This is a genomic window from Bremerella cremea (assembly GCF_003335505.1).
GTDB classification, from domain to species: Bacteria; Planctomycetota; Planctomycetia; order Pirellulales; family Pirellulaceae; genus Bremerella; species Bremerella cremea_A.
This window is the reverse complement of the sequence record NZ_QPEX01000044.1, coordinates 49,120-67,621: the sequence shown is the minus strand read 5'-3', so window position 1 is coordinate 67,621 and position 18,502 is coordinate 49,120. Positions and strand designations below refer to the sequence as shown.

The 18,502-nt window shown below is 54.3% G+C and carries 19 protein-coding genes; 3 read left to right on the top strand and 16 right to left on the bottom strand.

The window, feature by feature from the left end; translation table 11 throughout:
• Nucleotides 1–34: 34 nt before the first annotated feature.
• The 9 genes from pilO to nadC form a co-directional block, all read right to left on the bottom strand.
• Nucleotides 35–583: a type 4a pilus biogenesis protein PilO gene (gene pilO / locus DTL42_RS19915; RefSeq protein ID WP_114371310.1), complete on the bottom strand. Its 549-nt coding sequence runs from the start codon at nucleotides 581–583 to the stop codon at nucleotides 35–37.
• Nucleotides 580–1,308: a hypothetical protein gene (locus tag DTL42_RS19910; protein WP_114371308.1), complete on the bottom strand. Its 729-nt coding sequence runs from the start codon at nucleotides 1,306–1,308 to the stop codon at nucleotides 580–582. Before DTL42_RS19910 ends, pilO begins: the two co-directional genes overlap by 4 nt.
• Nucleotides 1,305–2,375 carry a pilus assembly protein PilM gene (gene pilM / locus DTL42_RS19905; RefSeq protein WP_114371306.1) on the bottom strand — a complete coding sequence of 357 codons (1,071 nt, stop codon included), beginning with the start codon at nucleotides 2,373–2,375 and terminating at the stop codon, nucleotides 1,305–1,307. The genes DTL42_RS19910 and pilM overlap by 4 nt, the downstream gene beginning before the upstream one ends.
• Nucleotides 2,376–2,445: 70 nt before the next feature.
• Nucleotides 2,446–3,057, bottom strand: coding sequence for a pilus assembly FimT family protein (locus DTL42_RS19900; RefSeq protein WP_114371304.1), 612 nt, complete (start codon nucleotides 3,055–3,057; stop codon nucleotides 2,446–2,448).
• A gap of 3 nt (nucleotides 3,058–3,060) precedes the next feature.
• Entirely contained in the window at nucleotides 3,061–3,303 is a 243-nt protein-coding gene (locus DTL42_RS19895) for a hypothetical protein (RefSeq protein WP_114371302.1), read from the bottom strand.
• A 20-nt stretch (nucleotides 3,304–3,323) separates the two neighbouring features.
• Nucleotides 3,324–5,522, bottom strand: coding sequence for a LamG-like jellyroll fold domain-containing protein (locus DTL42_RS19890; protein ID WP_114371300.1), 2,199 nt, complete (start codon nucleotides 5,520–5,522; stop codon nucleotides 3,324–3,326).
• Between the two features lie 2 nt (nucleotides 5,523–5,524).
• Nucleotides 5,525–6,316, bottom strand: coding sequence for a PilW family protein (locus DTL42_RS19885; RefSeq protein WP_114371298.1), 792 nt, complete (start codon nucleotides 6,314–6,316; stop codon nucleotides 5,525–5,527).
• On the bottom strand, nucleotides 6,313–6,876 hold the full coding sequence (locus DTL42_RS19880) for a hypothetical protein (RefSeq protein WP_158545482.1): 564 nt from the start codon (nucleotides 6,874–6,876) through the stop codon (nucleotides 6,313–6,315). The genes DTL42_RS19885 and DTL42_RS19880 overlap by 4 nt, the downstream gene beginning before the upstream one ends.
• A 264-nt stretch (nucleotides 6,877–7,140) precedes the next feature.
• Nucleotides 7,141–8,064, bottom strand: coding sequence for a carboxylating nicotinate-nucleotide diphosphorylase (nadC, locus tag DTL42_RS19870; RefSeq protein WP_114371292.1), 924 nt, complete (start codon nucleotides 8,062–8,064; stop codon nucleotides 7,141–7,143).
• 106 nt (nucleotides 8,065–8,170) lie between these two features.
• Between nadC and DTL42_RS19865 the strand changes: the two genes are divergently transcribed.
• Nucleotides 8,171–8,602, top strand: a complete 432-nt coding sequence (locus DTL42_RS19865; protein ID WP_114371290.1) for a ComEA family DNA-binding protein — start codon at nucleotides 8,171–8,173, stop codon at nucleotides 8,600–8,602.
• A gap of 7 nt (nucleotides 8,603–8,609) precedes the next feature.
• Here the strand turns inward: DTL42_RS19865 and DTL42_RS19860 are convergent, their stop codons facing one another.
• Nucleotides 8,610–9,533 carry a hypothetical protein gene (locus DTL42_RS19860; RefSeq protein ID WP_114371288.1) on the bottom strand — a complete coding sequence of 308 codons (924 nt, stop codon included), beginning with the start codon at nucleotides 9,531–9,533 and terminating at the stop codon, nucleotides 8,610–8,612.
• Between the two features lie 294 nt (nucleotides 9,534–9,827).
• Here DTL42_RS19860 and DTL42_RS19855 point away from each other — a divergent pair, with 294 nt between their 5' ends.
• A complete protein-coding gene (locus DTL42_RS19855; RefSeq protein WP_114371285.1) occupies nucleotides 9,828–10,193 on the top strand; it encodes a hypothetical protein in 366 nt (121 codons plus the stop codon).
• A gap of 161 nt (nucleotides 10,194–10,354) precedes the next feature.
• Here the strand turns inward: DTL42_RS19855 and DTL42_RS19850 are convergent, their stop codons facing one another.
• Both DTL42_RS19850 and DTL42_RS19845 read right to left on the bottom strand, forming a co-directional pair.
• Entirely contained in the window at nucleotides 10,355–11,239 is an 885-nt protein-coding gene (locus DTL42_RS19850; RefSeq protein WP_114371283.1) for an ankyrin repeat domain-containing protein, read from the bottom strand.
• Between the two features lie 45 nt (nucleotides 11,240–11,284).
• Entirely contained in the window at nucleotides 11,285–12,541 is a 1,257-nt protein-coding gene (locus DTL42_RS19845) for a PQQ-binding-like beta-propeller repeat protein (protein WP_114371281.1), read from the bottom strand.
• A gap of 319 nt (nucleotides 12,542–12,860) precedes the next feature.
• On the opposite strand from DTL42_RS19845, the gene DTL42_RS19840 reads away from it, so the two are divergent.
• A complete protein-coding gene (locus DTL42_RS19840; RefSeq protein WP_234824281.1) occupies nucleotides 12,861–14,552 on the top strand; it encodes an ABC1 kinase family protein in 1,692 nt (563 codons plus the stop codon).
• Nucleotides 14,553–14,595: 43 nt separating this feature from the next.
• Here DTL42_RS19840 and DTL42_RS26085 read toward each other — a convergent pair whose 3' ends face one another.
• The 4 genes from DTL42_RS26085 to DTL42_RS19820 form a co-directional block, all read right to left on the bottom strand.
• Complete coding sequence (locus DTL42_RS26085; protein WP_147274371.1) at nucleotides 14,596–14,781, bottom strand: hypothetical protein; 186 nt, start codon at nucleotides 14,779–14,781, stop codon at nucleotides 14,596–14,598.
• 390 nt (nucleotides 14,782–15,171) lie between these two features.
• Entirely contained in the window at nucleotides 15,172–16,368 is a 1,197-nt protein-coding gene (locus DTL42_RS19830; RefSeq protein ID WP_114371275.1) for a type II secretion system F family protein, read from the bottom strand.
• Nucleotides 16,369–16,413: 45 nt separating this feature from the next.
• Nucleotides 16,414–18,141, bottom strand: a complete 1,728-nt coding sequence (locus DTL42_RS19825; protein WP_234824280.1) for a GspE/PulE family protein — start codon at nucleotides 18,139–18,141, stop codon at nucleotides 16,414–16,416.
• Nucleotides 18,142–18,161: 20 nt separating this feature from the next.
• Nucleotides 18,162–18,488 (bottom strand): STAS domain-containing protein, encoded by a 327-nt coding sequence (locus DTL42_RS19820; protein WP_114371273.1) that lies wholly within the window; start codon nucleotides 18,486–18,488, stop codon nucleotides 18,162–18,164.
• Nucleotides 18,489–18,502: the final 14 nt, after the last annotated feature.

Below are 18,502 nucleotides of genomic sequence, written 5' to 3'. Positions count from 1 at the left end.
GTCTTTCGTGTTATCGGTAAAGGGAATAGTCTTCCTAATGCGAATCTTTTACCGGAACGATAAAAGCTGTGAAATCCATTTCACACGTCAATTCATGCTTCTGATCGTCGGCCGGTGCTAGCTCGACGCGTTCGATCCACAGTTGGTAAGGGAGCGTATCTATTTGGCAGATCAACTGGTGAATTTCCTGAAACGTACCTCGGCAACCTAACTGCACCGGAATACGGTGAACTGCTTGCATTGCTTGCGATTGTCCCGGTTCTAGTCGTAAGGCATCAGCACCTACTTGCCGGGCTTCACGCGAGATCTTGCCCAGCATTTGGCTTAAATGAAGGTTGGGATTAGCGACTTGGGGCCAGGCTGCAATGACGTTATCGATCTCGCGGCTTTCAGCTCGATGGGCTTCGATTTGAGCTAGCAGCGTATCTTCTTGATGCAGTGTGGCCTGCAATGTGGCCAACTCATTTTGGGCCGTTTTGATGACACGCTGCAGCGGAAAGTAAACCAGCAGAACAAAGGCGACCACGAACGCTAAGCCCAGCAAAACGAATGGAGTGGAAGTTTTCGGCAAAGACCATTTCATCGGACGCCTCCTTCTCCTGGGACGGTGGGCAACGCTTGCACAATCGTCGTGTAAAAGTCGCGAAAGTGACCACGTCGGATTTGGACGTGCGCGGTGAAGTTCGAGAACTCGCGACCATCGCTATCTAATTGAGGATCGATCGACTCGATCTTAGCGGATTCAATCAATTTCGATTCGTGGAGCGTGGCCAGAAAGGTGTAAAGCAGCGAGGTGTTGTCGGTCGTGCCTTCAAGTTCCACCGTACATTGGCGGGTCTTATTTTCGTCGATCAACTGAGCCAAGTCGATTTGCATCGGGTCGCCAGGCGGAACCTGCCCGTTTCCCTTCTCTGATTTCTGACGAGTGCTGTTGCCCACAACCTGGCTGTGGGTTAATTCGATCCGTTTGATGGTGATATCCCCTGGCAGCGGATTCAACAGCACGGCTAAGATTTGCGAGCGGGGATACGGATACTCCAGAAAGGTCTGCAAGCGAGCATAATGACGTTTTTGAGCGACTTCGGCTCGTGTTTGTTCCACCTGTTGAGCAAGCAGATCGATGCGTTTGTGCTGTACTTTTAGGTTTGCTAGTTGCGAACGAACCTGATACAGCCGGGCCAGCTCGACCAACGAAACGATCGCCAGCAGCGAGATCAAGAGCGAAAAGATCAACAGGCGAGGCGCTTTGATCGTACTGCGACGCTGCTTTTCGCGGAAACGTTTGGGCAGGAACTCAATCTCGTTCATGCTTCCTTACCTCCGAGCTGCCGCGCGGCCAAGCCGACGGCGATATCCCACTGGCCATGTCGCCCAAGAACTTGAGGGGCGTCGTAAAGACGTAGCGGATCACCCAATTCAGTCTCGATGGTTGTGGTACGCTCTAATTCGGCCCGCAGGGTTTCGGTTGCTTCGCCTCCAGAAAGCACGATACGGACGAGCGGACGACCCCGGAAGGTAACGCTGTGATAGCGAATGCACATCGCTAACTCTTGGTGCAAGCGTTCTAGTTCGTCACGCATCGCATTAAGAACACTCCGTTCGACTTCGGGCGTTTGTTGCGAGCGGCGACGGTCGGCGCTATGGCGGCGTAGGTTGACGGCATCGTCCATCGTCATGTCAAGTTGACGGCAAACGGCTTCGTCGAAATGCCGTCCGCCAACGTTCAAGTATTTAATGAATAAGACCTGCGTACCCTCGGCGATAATCACCGCCGTGTTGCTATACCCCACATGCACGTACAGCACGCGATCTTGCTCGTCCGCTTCCCGGCGATACTGCTTGGTGAACGCTCGGAGAATGGCCATTGGCTCGACATCGACGGAAATCGGACGGAAGCCAGTCTCCTCGAAAAGTTCTAGCAGGGCTTCCAAGCGTGGGCGGAAGCAGGCCATGATGATCACTTCCCGCAGCGTTTGTTCCCCCTGACGAAGCTCTGCTGATTCGACAAAACGAATCTCGGCATCGAGCATCGAATAAGGAATCCGGTCGGCCGCTTCTTGCTGAACGATGTTGGCCAGGGCTTTCGATTCGTTCTTGTTCACCCGAATATTATGCAGAAACAGGTCGCGCTGATGGATGCAAAAAATCGCATCGTGACCGCGAAAGTTCCGACCGACTCGGGCACGCTGCAAGGTTTGTTTGAGTTGTGCCAAGTAAGCGTCGAAATCTTGCTCTGCTGCGATAGGCTCGGGAAAATCGAACGAGGCCGCTTCCTGAATCGTGGCATAGTCCTTCGAAAATTGCACCATCTTGATGCTTTTCGAGCCGATATCGATGCCGATCGGTGCGTAATGGAAGAGCGGTAAACGGATCATAAACGGTACACGTTTGCCCAGGTGAAACGATCGTTATGGGATCGGACGAACTAGGGTGAGGCAGCAGGCATTAAGGGGCAGTCGATGTGAAATCACCGATTTCGGTCAGGCCTGTGATCGGATGGACGCGAATCGGCAAATAGATTTCCTCCGCCCCAGCCGAGGAGGAAAGCCAGATAAGTGTAGGTTGCGTCCTGGTGGTTTGGCCGAGTGTGCCGAATTCGATTGAATCGACATCCTTGGGTGATGTTTCGTCGGTAACGACTGCAACGATTTTAATGCGGGTACCCAGGCGAGGAAAATCATCGGGTGAGATGGTTAACGACTGGGGATCGGCTGAAGGTTTGCGAAATGGTTGAGCGGGCAAGACATCCAAGGCCGAGTTGGAACTGCTATGGGTCAAGACGTAGGCATTATGAGCGAGATCGAACGTCAGCTTGTATTTCGAGCCGTTTGAGATAGCCAACGTACGTGCGTAGTCGAGATCGGAGGCCAGGATTTGGGCAACTCCAAGCACCTGATCTGGGGCACTGGATCCGATTTGAGGAATGACCACCGCCGCCAGAATCCCCAAGACGGCGATCGTAATTAAGATCTCAATCAGCGTGTACCCGACGCGACGGGCAAGACCGTCAGGGGACGCCGCTTGCGTGATCGATCGTGATGGGGGGGACCAGAACATTGACTACTTTTCGGCAACGATTTGAACTTGAAGCTTGCCTGACTTGAGCAACGCATTTTGCTCGCGGAGCAGTTGATTCGACTCTTGCAGTAGGCGAATCATCGATTCGCGTTGTTGCACCGGGTTCGCGAACGGTTGTTTCACTTCGGGAGGGGCGGCGTCGCTGTGCGAGTACCACCAGCCAGCGGCCAGGCAAAGGACGTTAAAAGCGATTAGAAGCTGCCAGCTTTTGCGTGATGTTTGCATTGCATCGGTTTCCTAAATGGTTAGACGCCGCCGTTATCTTTCCAGCGGATAAGTTCCCACACGAGTCCTGTATCGTCATCGCCAACCTGGTAGATCGGCTGGCTGAGATCGAGCCATTGATAGGTTGGCGGGTTCTCGGGTAAAGCGATTCTAAACCGATCGGTTAATTTTCCCGAGGTCGATTCGTTAAGCCACTGGGCAAAATTCTCCGTGGTGGTTTGTCCCTTGATGTTCAAGAAGTTCTGCTGGTGAGTCGCCGAGTATGCGGCAGTCGATTGCCAGCTATCGCATGCTTGCAAATCAACGTTTTCGGCAAAGACAGGGCCGTCGATTTGAAAATACGATTCCGAATCACCGTCATCGGCTTCGAACTCTCCAAAGGCCACCACCGCGCCTTGGATTGACGCTTGAGCATTCGAGTCAATTTCAAAGTCGTCGCCGGCGATTAGGACAGGAAGTTGGTAGGCGGTGTCGTCATTGACAAGCGGTGGCAAAGGCAAAGCTTGGACCGAAAACGACGAGCCACGAAGCTTGAGCTTGCCACTATTCGGCTGACAGATCAAAGTTCCTTTAATCGAAACATTGTCGCGAATGTTCAGAGAGCCATTGCTGCGATAAAGCCCCAAGGGATTGGTCACCACATCAGGGAGAAGTGACGTATTCTCGATCGAGCCTGGAACCTCTTCGAGCGAATACGCTTGCCCGCCGGGATAAAGTTGATAGGTCGACCCTGAAACGGTCGTATTGGAATGGCTGCCAGCGTCGGGCGAAGTCAAGCGAACACTACAGCCAAGTTGACGATAAAGCGTGAGGGCGGTACTCAGCGGGTTGGTCTCGTTCGAGAGGGTGATGCTGCCAGAGAGCGGGCGATAGTTTCCTCCTCCGTCGATGGCCAACCGTGTGAAGTCTTCCAACAGTCGTGACCGGGCCGCACCGGGTGGGTTGTCACCAATCCAAGTCAACAGGTTCGAAGAACTCGCGGCGGTTCCATAAGCTGTCCAGTCGTCTCGTTCGTAACCGTTGTTATACAACTTCAGTTCATTCTCATCGGCTTCAAAAGTGAGCACCACGAAATTCCAGTCTTGCGTGCTGAAACTTCCTTTGTTTGGACTTTTGTCATAGAAGTTGGAGGTCGTTTTGAGACGAGTCCAGGGGTACGAATTAAGCCCCGAACGTTTTGCGCCCAGCATCCACCAATGATCCTGGGCGCTTGTTCCGGAGGCACGGGAAATGATCCGCCCTTCTTCGTTGTCGCCGTCTATGTTCGTCGGACGAAGCCATGCAGCGATTGTGAAATTGCTATGATCAGGTAAGTCAAAATCGCCCAACTCGATACGCCCCGAGACACCGTCGACTAAGACCACTTTGTTGTCTCCCCCGATATCGATGCCAGGATAGACCCCTCCTTTGTACTTGCCATGGCGGCCACCCACGGAATCAAAGGCGGTTGTGGAGGTATAGTCTGCTTCGTTGAAACGCCACCAATGGCGAATACCTGGACGGTTTAACGTGCTCGATAGAGTGGATGCAGAAGAGTTTCCACGCGATGCGATCGAGTAGATTTCGTAACCGCTCAGGACTCGATCGTAAATGGCGATTTCATCAATGTAACCGCAGAAGGGGCGATTGGTGACTTGCCAATCTTCGCACAGGTGGAGTTCGCCGTTGATCAGCACCTGGCCGTGAACTTGCCAAGGCGCTTCCAAATAGTTGTCTTTGGTACCAAAGCTGTACAGTGTGTACCCCGCAGCGGCGGTCCATTGGCTAGGATTGGCTTGAAGTTTCTTCCGCACGAGTTGCACTACGGCGCGGATCGTATATTGCGATTTGACCGTTGAATTGATGCTGTCCAGGGCGTAACCGGTCGAAGTGACGGTAACGCGAAAAGGAAATTCGGCGTAATCGGGAGCGTCTTCGGCGAGCCAAGGATCCCCCGTATCGTAGCGGACCTGGTACGAATGGTTATTGCCTAAGTTCATCGAGAGAGTACTGCCGATGCCTCCCCAGTTGCTTCCGTACATCTCGCGCAGGCCCGCCGAAATGCCAGAGATTGCCGCTTGGCGGGCATTTGCTTGGCGGCTCATGTTGCGCTGGATTTCGTTGGTGTTGGCTTGAACTCGCATCATCGAATACGACAGCGCCAATGTCACCGTGAGCAGAGCCAGCACGATGACCACGGCGAATCCTGATCGCTCGCTTTGACTAGATCGTCTTGGCATGGTCACCTCGTCACCTGGTAATAGAGGGCCGAAGAACCAAAGAATGGAGACGATTCGTCTTTGAATGTGGCATGCGTGGCGATATCGGAACTGGGGACTAGCTGAAACTCGAAGGCACACCAAGCTTGACGGAGGCCTGATTGCGACGAGTAGATACTTGTCGGCCAGTTCAAGCTTTCCCACGAGACCGTTCCAGCCCGCGCTTCGGCTAGTTCGGTGGCGGTTGGTGTGATTCGTGATTTAAAACGGAGTGTGCTGTAGAAGTTCGAGCCCAGCTTTCCAGCCCGCAATAAGTCGGTAATCTCGACCATATCGGAATTGGTATCGTCGATCAATCTTTGCACCAGGTTCCGCCAATCGGACGGAGCATTCAAAGCTGGGGCAACGGTAGTGAGGCTGGGGTTGGTGATCTCCAGCAGCCGATTAGGGGCCGCAGGATCGCAGGCAAAAAAGGTGAGTTGGTTGACCAGCGGGTAATCGTTGGTGGGGATCCCGCTAGGATTCCAAATGGCGATCGCCTGAGGAAAGTCGTAGCTGCCGTCGTCGTAGGTGATTGGCAAGAAGCCGGGGAACGCCTCGGTCGCGTGGGCTTTTTGAATGGCATTCTCGATCCGGAGCAAAATGACGCGGGCATGTTGTCCGACTTGGTTCCTCTCTTGCGCGAACGTATTGGCCATTTGGACCGAAACCGCCAAAGTACCGAAACCAACGCAGAGAATCCCCATTACCGCACTGGCAACAAGCAGTTCGGCCAGCGTTAGCCCAGGCTTTCGTGTTGTCTGATGGTTTTTCATTGAGCAGGAAGGTACGAAATGATTCGATCACGCTGAACCACTTGACGCCAGGTATTGTCGAAGTCTTGATGAAAGACACGGCAAATGATCACGCGATAATTTGTAGGTGAATTGTCTGGCTGTTTGGTGGCGTGATCCGTCTCTTTAACGTAGGCCACTTCCACTTCGCAACGCCAGTTGATCAGCTTGCTGCTACTGGGGCGAAACGCATCAGGGAGGATATCTCCGCTGGTATCTGCCGAGGTTATCATCTCGCCACGGATATCGACGGGGGGCGTAGAAACGTAGTCGTTGTAGTCGTCGGTGTCGTCGAAATAGAGGCGGCCAGGACCTCTTGACTCATCCGCAGACGCACTGAGCGAGGTTTGATAAGGAGAACCACGCAGTTCAGGATCGACCCAGTTCTGCCCTTGGATTTCGTCGAGGAGTTGCCGAGCGATTCCATCGGCGACTACAACTTCTTCTTGCTCGACGGACGATTCAAGCGTTGCTTCGACACCCAACAGCAACACGCTGCCGGCAATGGCAACGATCATCATCGCCACAATGGCTTCCATCATGGAAAACCCTTGAGGTCTGGTGAGAGACGGTGGGATCGATTGGGGCAACAACATGCTTCGCTTTGGGCACGGTAACGGAGGAAGAACCGCGAAAAACGCCCCGAGCCGCAAGCCAAGGCGTCTGATGAAGCATAGGTTCGTGCTCGACTACGCCAGTTACGAAGCGAAATTTGAAAACAAAAAGCGCAACTTCCACCGGGTGGTTCGTTGCGAAAACGCAACAACCGTCAAAATCGGAACGACCGAATGGGGCAGACAACTGAGCTAGACCCAGTCGTATCCTAGGTCGACGTTGACTGCCGAGTGGGTTAACGCCCCAACACTAATCCGATCGACCCCGGTCTGGGCGATCGCGCCGATAGTGTTGAGATTGACCCCGCCAGAAGCTTCCAACTGCACGTTCGGGGCTGATTCGTTGCGGAGGGCAACAGCAGCGGAAAGCGTTTCGCAGTCCATGTTATCGAGCAGCACGATGTCTGGCTGGCTGGGAAGAACTTCGCGGAGTTGCTCCAGACGATCGACTTCGATCTCGATAATCCGCTTCTGTCCCTCTTGCTCACCCAGTTGGTCGATCAAAAACTGACGGACAATCGGAACCAGATCGCCCAGTTGCGCCGCCTTGCCGGTCGCTTCTGTATACCAAGCCAGGTGGTTGTCTTTGAGCATCACGGCCTCGTACAAGCCGGTTCGGTGGTTCGTGCCACCGCCACATTGCACAGCGTATTTTTCCAGACGCCGCCAGCCGGGCGTTGTCTTGCGGGTATCGTAAACTTTGGCCGCGGTCCCCTGCACTTCCTGTAAATAAGTACGCGTAAGCGTGGCGATGCCGACCAGACGCCCCAGAAAATTAAGCACGATTCGTTCGGTTGTCAGCAAATCGCGAACGCTTCCTTGCAGGGTGATTAGCACATCACCCGGGACGATAACGGCCCCATCGGCAAAATGGTGAGTCGCCGTGACGTCGAGTTCGAGATCTTGAATGATCAGATCGACGACTTTCCCCCCCGCCAAAACCCCCTCTTGCCGCGCCACGATACGAACCTCGCCGGTCGCCGATTCTGGCACGATGCTGAGGGTTGACCAGTCGTGCTCGCGACCGAGGTCTTCGCGAACGGCTAACGCGATCAAGCGGCGACAATCATCTTGTAAGAGATCGTCCCAGGCTACCTGATGAAATTCCTTGGGCATGGCATTTGGGCAATACGGGGGGGCGGTCAGTCATGCGAGGCTCGGAAAAAGCTCGCCTTGGTTCGTTCCATTGTCAATAATGAAGGCTTCATGACCAAGGGGTGCCATGGGGCAACGAACGCAAAAAGATGGACCGCAGATTTCTGTGCGTTCGCTGCTGCGCCGTGGCGAACAGTTGGCGATTGCCCTGGTTGTGGCTGGAACCGTGGTGCTGGGGGGGATTTATTTTGCCACGCTGCGGATGCGGCAAGTCGAACTGATCGATATCGACGAAGCCCCGCTGGTCGAGCGTCCTTTCATGGTCGATGTGAACCAGGCCGAATGGGCAGAACTGGCTCAACTGCCTGGCGTGGGAGAGACCATCGCCAAGCGAATCGTTGAATCACGTCAGGTCCAAGGACCGTTTCTCGATCACTCGGACCTGCAGCGTGTGCCTGGCATTGGCCCGCGCACGGTCGAATCGTTACGCGGTTATTTGGTGCCCATGCCTCAGGCCGATTCGATCGTGGTCGATGCCCAGATCGATCCGGCCTCTTAGCGATCGTTTAACGTCGACCGATATAAAAGCCCGGATCATCGATCACCCACGGCGTCGACCAGCTTTTGCCGTTGTCGTAGTTGAAGACGTTAAAGAACATGCCGCTGACCGTTTCGATTTTGTAGTTGTACGGCAAGTACGAGGCGACCAGGTCCTTTTGCGTCAGGTCTTCGGCACCTTCTGAGATGAAGTAGTGGCAACGGCCATCGGGCGTGAACGACATGCCGATGGTCCACCAGCCTAGCTGGTCGGCAGTGACCTTCAAGCTACGAACGTCGCCACTGGGGGCACCACGGATGATCCACTGAGCTTCAGGCTCTTTGCCATCTTTGCCGGGGCGAAATTCGAGGAAGATGCCTGGCCAGTTCTCTTCGGTTTCGGTCCCACGGTAGCTGAACAGGCCTACCCCTTTTTGCTTCGAGCGGCTCCCGACGCAGGTCGTACGGAAACCAAACGTCGCCGCGCCAGCGTACTGTTCCCACTTCTCGAACGGCGGCAAATAAACCCGAGTCATTGCGCTGGGGTATTGGCTAACCGAGTACCGACCCGGCACGCGGCAGATGAAGTCATCTTGCCCCAAAGTGTTGCTGACGCGGTTGGGAACATTCGATTGCAGGGTCATCATCAGTAGCGAGCCGTTGCTACCAGGGATGCCACCTTCGGGCGTTTCGACACGACGAATGTAATCGGGATGGCCCCGTTTGCTGCTTTCGCCCCACTTCTTGTTCTTGGAAATGCCGCCAGGTAAACGGATGTTGTTGTCTTGTTCGTGGCTCGATTTGGGGTGGTTGTCGGTGTATTCCCACTCTTCATCTTCTAAATCATCGAACCAGATCCGTTGTCCCTGACCTGGAATCGCGATGGCTTGAGCCCAAGCGGTTGCCGGAGCGAAAGAAATAAGAACGAGAAAGAGAGCAATGCGAATAAGCATGACACGATCGGTTTTGCTAGCAGAAAGAAGTGACAGCAGACCCCGCAAGCCGGGCTGCCCTGTTACGGCTGTTATCGGCGCAAGATAGAACGATCATTCACGAAATACAACCAGTGGTTTCGATCTGTTGACCTTCCCCTGGCCTGAATTGGGCCAGCTGCGATAGCCAGTGGCGGCAGGAAAAAAAGATCGAAATGGGTGTGCGCTCGTGCCCCCCGTTTGGTAGAAAGAATTATGGCGAGCTAGGTGAGTGGCTTGCTTACTTTCTGAGTGAATTCCATTTCGAGACGAGTCATGCGACAGTTTTTTTTGGCATTTACAATCGGAATCGGCGGCTTTTTCTTGGCCAATGCGTTGGCAACTTGGGTTGCCGAGCAGTTCGCCAACCTGGCTCCATTCACCCCCCTACAGCTCTACGGCATTGCTCTCATGGGCCCGCTAATGTTTGTGCTGCTTATGTTCCGCAAAGTTTCGGGGGAAGAAATCTCGGTTCTCTGGGGAGCCGAACTCTCGCTCGTAGCGGTTCTCTCGCTTGCTTGGGTGGCGTCGTGGATACCCAACTTTGGCATCGCGACCACGATCGCCTTCATGCTGATTTCTCTCTATCCGACCGCCAGAAATGCCGGGTCTCGCTGTTTCCGACTGGCCCCCAAGGTGTAAGCTGTTTTCGTTTGGGGCTTGCCTTTCAAATTGACGCAATAAACCGTGATTGGAAACAGGCTTGCGGCGAGAATACCTGGTTTATCACGGTCACCATCGCCCGGTTGGTCGTCCCTGATTCTGTGAGGACGAAGCGATTTGGGGAGGTAGATATGGCCCCGCTAGTAACGAGGATAGCGCTCTTCCAAGAGTTGAATGATTCGATCGGCATTTTCCGGCGTGATCGAATTCGGGTCGCCCCTTTTCATTATTTGTTGCGCGATATCCCGTATGGCTACTTTCTTGGGGAAATAGTGGTCGGCACCTTGATCGAGTAGGTATGCCACCAGATTGGCATTGCCAGACCGAATCGCCAATGTCAGGGGATCATTTTTTCCCGTATCTAACTGTCTTGGCACATTCACATCAGCACCCGCCTCGACAAGAATTTGGCAGATTTTCAAATTCCCATGCTCTGCGGCGATATGTAGCGGTTGCCGTTCCATGAACGAATATTTTAGCCGCAGCCACATAGATTCATTGACGCCCTGCTCGATCAGGAATTCGACGACATCGGCATAATCGTTTTCAAGCGCGATGGAGAACGGCGTTTCCTTATCCGTAACACTCACTTCGTTGAGCGGGGCGCCACTTTCCCATAGCCGACGGCAAAGCTTCGCGTTCCCTGATTTCGCTCCCCAGTGCATCGTTTCAGGTTCTTTTGCCAACGCTGGGTAGCGTTTTACCAGCGCCAAATACCGCTCGGTGAGTTCTGGCGTTGGTTCCTGCTGGTTCAATTCGTAGAACTCAGCCCAGGCCGCTGGCCAGGCGACATACCAATGCCAAACACCCAAACCGATGGAGATAAGGGCAACAAAAACGAGTAGTCCGAAGAACGAGAAGTAAAAACGAGGAAGTTTCATCGGAACCGACCTGACGTTCCATGGCGACCTATCGATGCAATCAACAAGCAGAGAGCCAACCTTGCGCATGGAGTCTTCTGCCGTTGTCCGGCGGGTGATTTCCGAATAAATCGGATGGCTCGCTTTCCGGTGGTGAATTCCCACACGTTGCCCTCCACACAATATGGTCAAGGGCAATGTGCTTGGGCATTACTCGCCAATCGCCCACAACGCGTCGAACGTTCGTAGGTAGATGCGCCCGTTGCTGAATACCGGCGAGGCGGCGATCGCTTCGCCGATTTCGTTTTGGGCGATGATCTTGAACTCAGGGCCAGCTTGAACCACGGTAACCATGCCATCGCGGCCGGTGAGGTAGATCTTGCCATCGGCGTAAACGGGGGACGCGCGGTGGCGAATGCGGTTGGTTCGCTCTTCGTAAAGCTGCTTGCCGGTTGCCTTGTCGAGGGCGATCAGGTTACCGTTTTCGCGGCAGAGGTAAACGTAGTCATCTACAATCAACGGCGAAGGAACGTCTGGAGTGACGTCGAACGTCCAAAAATAATCTTCCTTCTTGTCGGTGATGTTCCCCTTGCTGGTGGTCTTCACGGCGGCGGTGATGCCCCGTTTGGCAGAAGGGACAACCACCATGCCATCTTTCGCCACGGGGGACGAAACAAAGCGGAGGGTCACATCGTAGCGGCCAGGCGGGTGCAAGCCACCGACACGCCAGAGCTCTTCGCCCGTTTCCAGGTCGTAGGCTATCGAATAGTCGGCCCCATGCGTCAGCAGGAACTTGGCTTCTGGTCCGTCGTAGACGATTGGCGAGGCGTAGCTGTGTTCGCATTCGGCACGGGCATCGCTCGGGCGAGCCACGGCCCACACTTCTTTGCCGGTTGCTTTATCAAGGGCGACTACCTTGGCACCGCCGCTGTGGATTAGCTGGAGGTAAAGCTTGTCGCCGTGAACAACCGGCGTCGAGGTCATACCGAACTGGATATCGAACTCGCCGTAGCGATCTTCGACGTCGAATTGCCAAATCTCGTTGCCTTCAAAGTCGAAGCAGCCGAGCGAGCCGTTGGTGAAGAAAGCCCAAACGTATTTCCCGTCGGTGGAAGGAGACGGCGCGGCCGAGTTTCCTTCGTCGCCACGGACATCACGGTTGCCGCTGCCCAACTTGCTGCGCCATTTCTCTTGGCCATCGGTGCCGATGCACATCAGCACCAAGTCATCGCCGGCAACGGAAGTCAGGAAGATGTTATCTTCCCAGACGATGGGGGTTGAGCCAGCGGCGCCTGGCATTTCTAACCGCCAGGCGATGTTCTTGTCTTTGCTCCACTCGACGGGAACATTCTTTTCGTAGCTGATTCCTTGATTGTCAGGACCACGCCAGGAAGGCCAGTTATCGGCCAGGGTGGAAGAAGAGAAGAGTGCCAGCAATGCGATGGTGGTAGGGAGCAGCGTTTTCATGCGAGAAATATCCGTCGAGGCAACGGGGCAGGTAATAGGTTTTTCGTATTATAGGGACAAATCTCACGAAAAAATCGAACGATTCGGCCCTAATAAGGTCTCTCCTGGGCTATTTTGGCCTGAGAAGTGCGGACAGACAGAGTTTGCGGCATTATTCTAGGGCGGTCAAGTGTTCTCGTATTTGCTGAATTCAGAATGGCCTAAGATTTATAGATGCCCACCGGTATGCTATCTGCCAGTTTCGATTTTTCAAATCGGCTGTCGTTTAGCAGGCGTCGATAAGAAGCTGAAAGGGTGACGGAAGCCTTTGAGAGGATTCATGAGACTCACGAACATTCCCCAGTTGTATCGCAATATGAACCGTTGGACCGAGATTGTCTCGGTGCTAAGCCGGTACGGGCTGGCGGACTGGATTCAGCGATTCCATTTCGACTTCGCCAAGAACCTGTTTAAGGATCGCGATGGCGAGTTGCTGGCACGCTATACCGGTGAAGCACGGATTCGCATGGCCTTGGAAGACCTGGGGCCGACGTTTATCAAGCTGGGACAAATCCTCAGCACACGTCCCGACATTGTTGGGGTCGATTTGGCTGAAGAGCTGAAAAAGCTGCAAGCCGAAACGCCCGCCGATCCCCCTGAGCAAGTTCGCCAGTTGATTGAATCGGAACTGGGGCAGCCAGTCGAACAGCTGTTCTCGACGTTCGAGGAAACTGCGCTAGCCTCGGCTTCAATTGGCCAGGTTCATTTGGCCCGCTTATTTACCGGCGAGAAGGTGGTGGTCAAAGTGCAGCACCACGGGATCGAGAAGGTCGTGCATGAAGACCTCGAGATCTTAACGGGACTGGCTTCTTTGGCGGAATCGGTGCCGGAGTTCCGAGATTATCATCCCAAAGCCACAGTGGCCGAGTTTCAGCGGGCCTTGCGACGCGAGCTCGATTTTGGCCGAGAAGAACGAAACATTCAGCAGTTCGAGGCTACCTTCGAACGCAACGAAACGGTCCAGATACCGAAGGTTTACCCCGATCTTTGTACGCCACGAATCTTGACGATGGAGTACATCCATGGGATTAAGCTATCGCAGCAAGCCCAATTGGTGGAAGCCGGAATCGATTTGAGCGAGGTGGCTCGTCGTGGCGCCGAGCTATACATGCATATGATCTTTGAAACCGGGTTCTATCACGCCGACCCGCATCCTGGCAACATTTTGTTGCTGCCAGGGGATGTGATTGGTTTGATCGATTTCGGAATGGTCGGGCGGATTGATGACCGGCTGCGGGAAGATATCGAAGACCTGCTGATGGGGATCACCACGCGCGACGCCGATTTACTTTCGGCAACGATCATGCGGATCGGTTCTACTCCGCCTGATTTGGATGAACGATCGCTCCGCCGCGATGCCAACGACTACGTGGCTGACTTCGCGAATCAGCAGTTGGAAGGGCTCAACTTCGCCGACGCGGTGAACGAGATGTTCAAGATCGTACGTGCCTACAAAATACAGTTGCCGCCGCAGGTCACCATGTTGCTGAAGACAATGATGATGCTGGACGGAACGGGGCGCATGTTGACGCCGTCTTTTAGCCTCGCCGAGCTTTTCAGTAAACATCGTCGCCGGATCATGATGCGGCGTTTTTCCCCCGCACGCCGACTGCGGAAATTATGGCGGATGTACAGCGAGGTGGAACGTTTGGCCGAGCAGATGCCACGGCGAATCAGCGAGATCTTAGAGCTGGTCCGCGTTGGCAAGTTTGATATTCATTTAGATCATCGCCGCTTGGAACCTTCGGTCAACCGAATGGTGTTGGGCATCATGACGGCCGCGCTGTTTATGGGTTCGTCGCAGATGCTCAGCTCGGACGTGCCTCCCCTGCTCTTCAAGAACGAAGGGTGGCTACAAATGAAAGATCTTTCTATCCCCGGCTCGATCGGCTTGGTGATTAGCTTTGTGCTAGGAGCCCGCTTGGTTCTGGCCATCAATCGCAGCGGTCGCTTGGACCGTGAGCGAGAATAGGCAACGATCGCTGAACAATATGGGGCAAGCGGTGTCGATCTGGCTAAGCCGCTTTTTGTTGGGCTTGGACCGGAATGGGGATCGGAACAACGACTGGTTCCGGGGTTTTGCTAAGCGATTTGAGAACCTGCTCGATCCGTTGGTCGAGGCTGTCCAGCTCTTGCAGGACTTGATCCTGGCGGCGGCAAAGCTCGTCGACGATGTTGGCAATTCGGATCGATGTGCTCATAAGAAGAAACCTATTCGCGGTGCGTTGCTCGACCGTAGAAAGATCGGACTCCGCCAAGTCGTTCTTCACGCGGAAACCGCCGTCGTTATGCTGGCAGGCTGACCGAAATGTTAAGATGTAACGGTCGTAGCGGTTGTCGGTTGCAATGCGATGCTGGCGTTTCCCTCGTTGGGGGCAGGGGCCCGGGTAAGGCCCTTGCGATGGGGCCGAATGGCAGGCATCGCTAGTGGGGAGTTTTTAGGGGAAAGTTACCGTTGGTTGCCCATGCGTGCTGCTCCCCTCACCCTAGCCCTCTCCCAGGAGGGGCGAGGGGACAGGAATGAAGATTCCCTGGCGTGTGGTTTTGTCTATCTGCTGCTTCCCAATTGAAAACTTCAAATTAGCCGCAGGCTAAACATTTCGGCTGAGTTGGAAAATTGGCAACAGAAGCGACATCGCGATGCCGCCCACCACGACACCCATCACGGCGATCATGATCGGTTCGATCAGGCTCGTGGTGGTCTTGATCGACATATCGACATCGTGTTCGTAGTGGGTGCTGACTTTGTCGAGCACGTCGTCGAGTCGCCCAGTTTCTTCTCCGGCGGCGATCATCTGGACGATGGTCGATGGCATCAACTGGCTCTTGCGTAGGCATTCATGGATTTGACTACCGGAGGTGACTGCTTCAATCACGTCTTTCCACATCTTAGAATAGTGGCTGTTGTTGCAAACCTGAGCAGTGAGTTCCAGCGATTGCAGCATCGGAACGTCGCTCCGGACGAGTGTTCCTAAGGTGTTCAAGCTGCGAGCGATGGCCACTTTGCGGATCATAGGGCCGATGATGGGGAAGTTCAGCTTGAGGCTATCAAGCACCTTGCGCCCTGGCTCACTCTGGCGAAAGATCAGAAAGCCGACCAGCATCGCCACGAGAGCCGGAATCCAGTATGGCCAATAATTAAGTAAGAAGTCGGAAGACTTCATCATGATGATGGTCGGCGTTGGCAGCTTGATTCCCTTGCGGTTGAACAAGGGTTCGAACTTCGGCAGAACGAACGTTAACAGGAAGATTGTCACACCGCAGGCCAGGCAGATCATCACGGCTGGGTAGGCCAACGCTGCCCGGATTTTGCCTCGGGTTTCGGCTTCTTTACGAAGATAGCGGGCGATTTTTTCGAGCATCTCTCCCATGAGCCCTGTCTGTTCACTGGCACGGATCAGGGCGACATAGGTTTGATCGAAGTATTTAGGGCATCGTGATAAGACTAACGAGAAGTCCTCCCCTCCTTCGACATCTTTCTTCAAATCGAGAATCAACTTCTTAAGGGCTTCGTTCTTTTCTTGCGAAGCGATCCCCGACAACGCCGCTGACAAGTTGATACCGGTTTCGACCATCACCGACAGTTGGCTGGTCATGTAGATGATATCGTTTCGCGAGATCCGATTGCCGCCGAAACCCAAGCCGAACGAGGCTTCTTGCTCGATCGAAACGATTTGCAGGCCGTCGCCCGCCAGCAAGGCCCGTGCTTCTTCCACGCTTTCTGCTTCGATCGAACTATCGTGCACTTGCCCGAGTCGGTCTTTGGCTTGATAGGCGAATGTTTGCATGGTTGCGGTCTCGTTGGGCTTTAGTGGGCTGCGTTTGGTAGCCGGTTAGTACACGATATCGCCAGTGGCATGAATGATTTCCTCGACGGTCGTGATTCCTTCTTTCACCTTGCGGTAGCCGTCCAGTTGCATGCCGATGAGCGAGTTGTTGGCTTGCGCGATCTTACGCATATCGGCCAATGAAGTTCCGTTGACGATGGCATCGCGTAGTTCGTCCGAGATGGTTAACAGTTCGTGAACGCCGATACGGCCGCTGTAGCCGGTATTACGACAAGCCCGACAGCCGACCCCTTTGCGGAACGAATCGATCTCGTGGCCCATGCGTTCGAGAGCCCGGCGAAGGTTACGGTCTGGTTCGTACGCTTCGCTACATTTCGGACAGATGCGTCGCACCAGGCGTTGCGCAAGCACCATATTGAGTGCCGCCCCGATCAGGTACGGTTCGACCCCCATGTTCACCAACCGCGTGACTGCCGAGAGGGCGTTGTTGGTATGCAGCGTACTAAGCACCAAGTGCCCGGTTAGGGCCGCTTGAATGGCCGTGCGTCCCGTTTCCTCATCACGAATTTCACCCACCATGATCACGTCGGGGTCTTGCCGCAACAGGGTTCTGAGGGCGACCGAGAATGTCAGGCCAACACGTTCTTGTACTTGAAACTGGTTGATCAACGGCAGGTGGTACTCAATCGGATCTTCGACCGTGCAGACGTTGTTTTCCATCGAAGCGATTTCGTTGAGCGCCGCATAGAGCGTGGTCGACTTACCGCTACCGGTTGGCCCGGTTACCAGCACGATTCCGTTGGGGGCATGGACGTTGGCGGTGAGCCGCGTGAGGATATCTTCGGCGAAACCGAGGTTCTTCAGGACCAGCGTGATCTTTTTGGTGTCGAGAACACGAATCACCGTCTTTTCGCCACGATTGCCGGGGAAGGTGCTCACACGCAAGTCGATCTTTCGCGAATCGAGCATCACGTGAACACGGCCATCTTGGGGCAAGCGGCGTTCGCTGATGTCGAGGCCGGCCATGATCTTGATACGGCTGCTCACCGCATTAAGTAGGTGAATCGGCACTTCCAGCGACTTGTGCAGGCGACCATCGATGCGATAACGAACGCGCATGCAGCGCTCGGCTGGCTCGATATGGATATCGCTCGCCCCTTCCTTCACCGCGTTATAGACGACGTAGTTGACCAAGCGAATCACTGGGGATTGGCCTGCGATTTCCTCGACGTCGCCAATGTCCTCAATCGCTTCTTCAATTAAAGTGACTTCGGTGTCGTTGTTGTCCTCGATAATGTCGTCGATCACGAAAACCCGCGAGTCTGGCAGGTTCGAGATCATCCGGCGAATATCTTTGGTCGACGCCGCGACAATTTGAACTTCGAGTCCTGTTTGGTTTTTGATCTCTTCAATCAAAAACAGGTTCGAGAGTTCCGAGAGAGCGATGGTGAGTACGCCGCGAATCTTGAACAGCGGGAAGACGTGATGCTTCTCGATATATTCGCGGGGGAGTAAGTCGACGACCTTGGGATCGTACAACCGTGCTTCGAGCCGCGCATGCGGAACGCCATACTCGGTGGCGAGGCACTCGATGACTTGGTCTTCGGTGCAGAAGTCGAGTTCAACAAGAATTTCGCCAACAAGCTTGCCCCGCCCTTTGGTCTGTTGATAGACCAGGGCTTCTTCGAGTTGTTCCACGGTGACATAGCCGCGACGAATTAGTAAGTTACCAAGACGAGGCGGAGCGTGCGTGGGGGACATCATCGATTCCATGGGCATCCTCTTCGCACTAGCTAGGCGTAGCTCTTGACGGCGTCGATGACGCTATCAAAAACTTCGAGCATTGAATCGAGCCGGGTAAGTTCCATGATCTTGCGGTTGGCGTAGTTGGTGGTGGCAATCCGCAAATCGCCCCCTTGTTCTCGGAGGGTATCTTGCACTTCCAAGAGGGTTTCCAAGCCGATACTGTCGATCGTTTCCGTACCGTCTAGGTCGACGATCAGCTTTTTGCGATCACGTGATTCCAGAAACTCGCGTACGTTTTCCGCTTGGTCTTCCCCCAGTTCTTCAGGAGTGTGGATGACCATCACGTTGCCGAAAGTTTCGGAAGACAGGTTCATGGCTGGAGCAAATT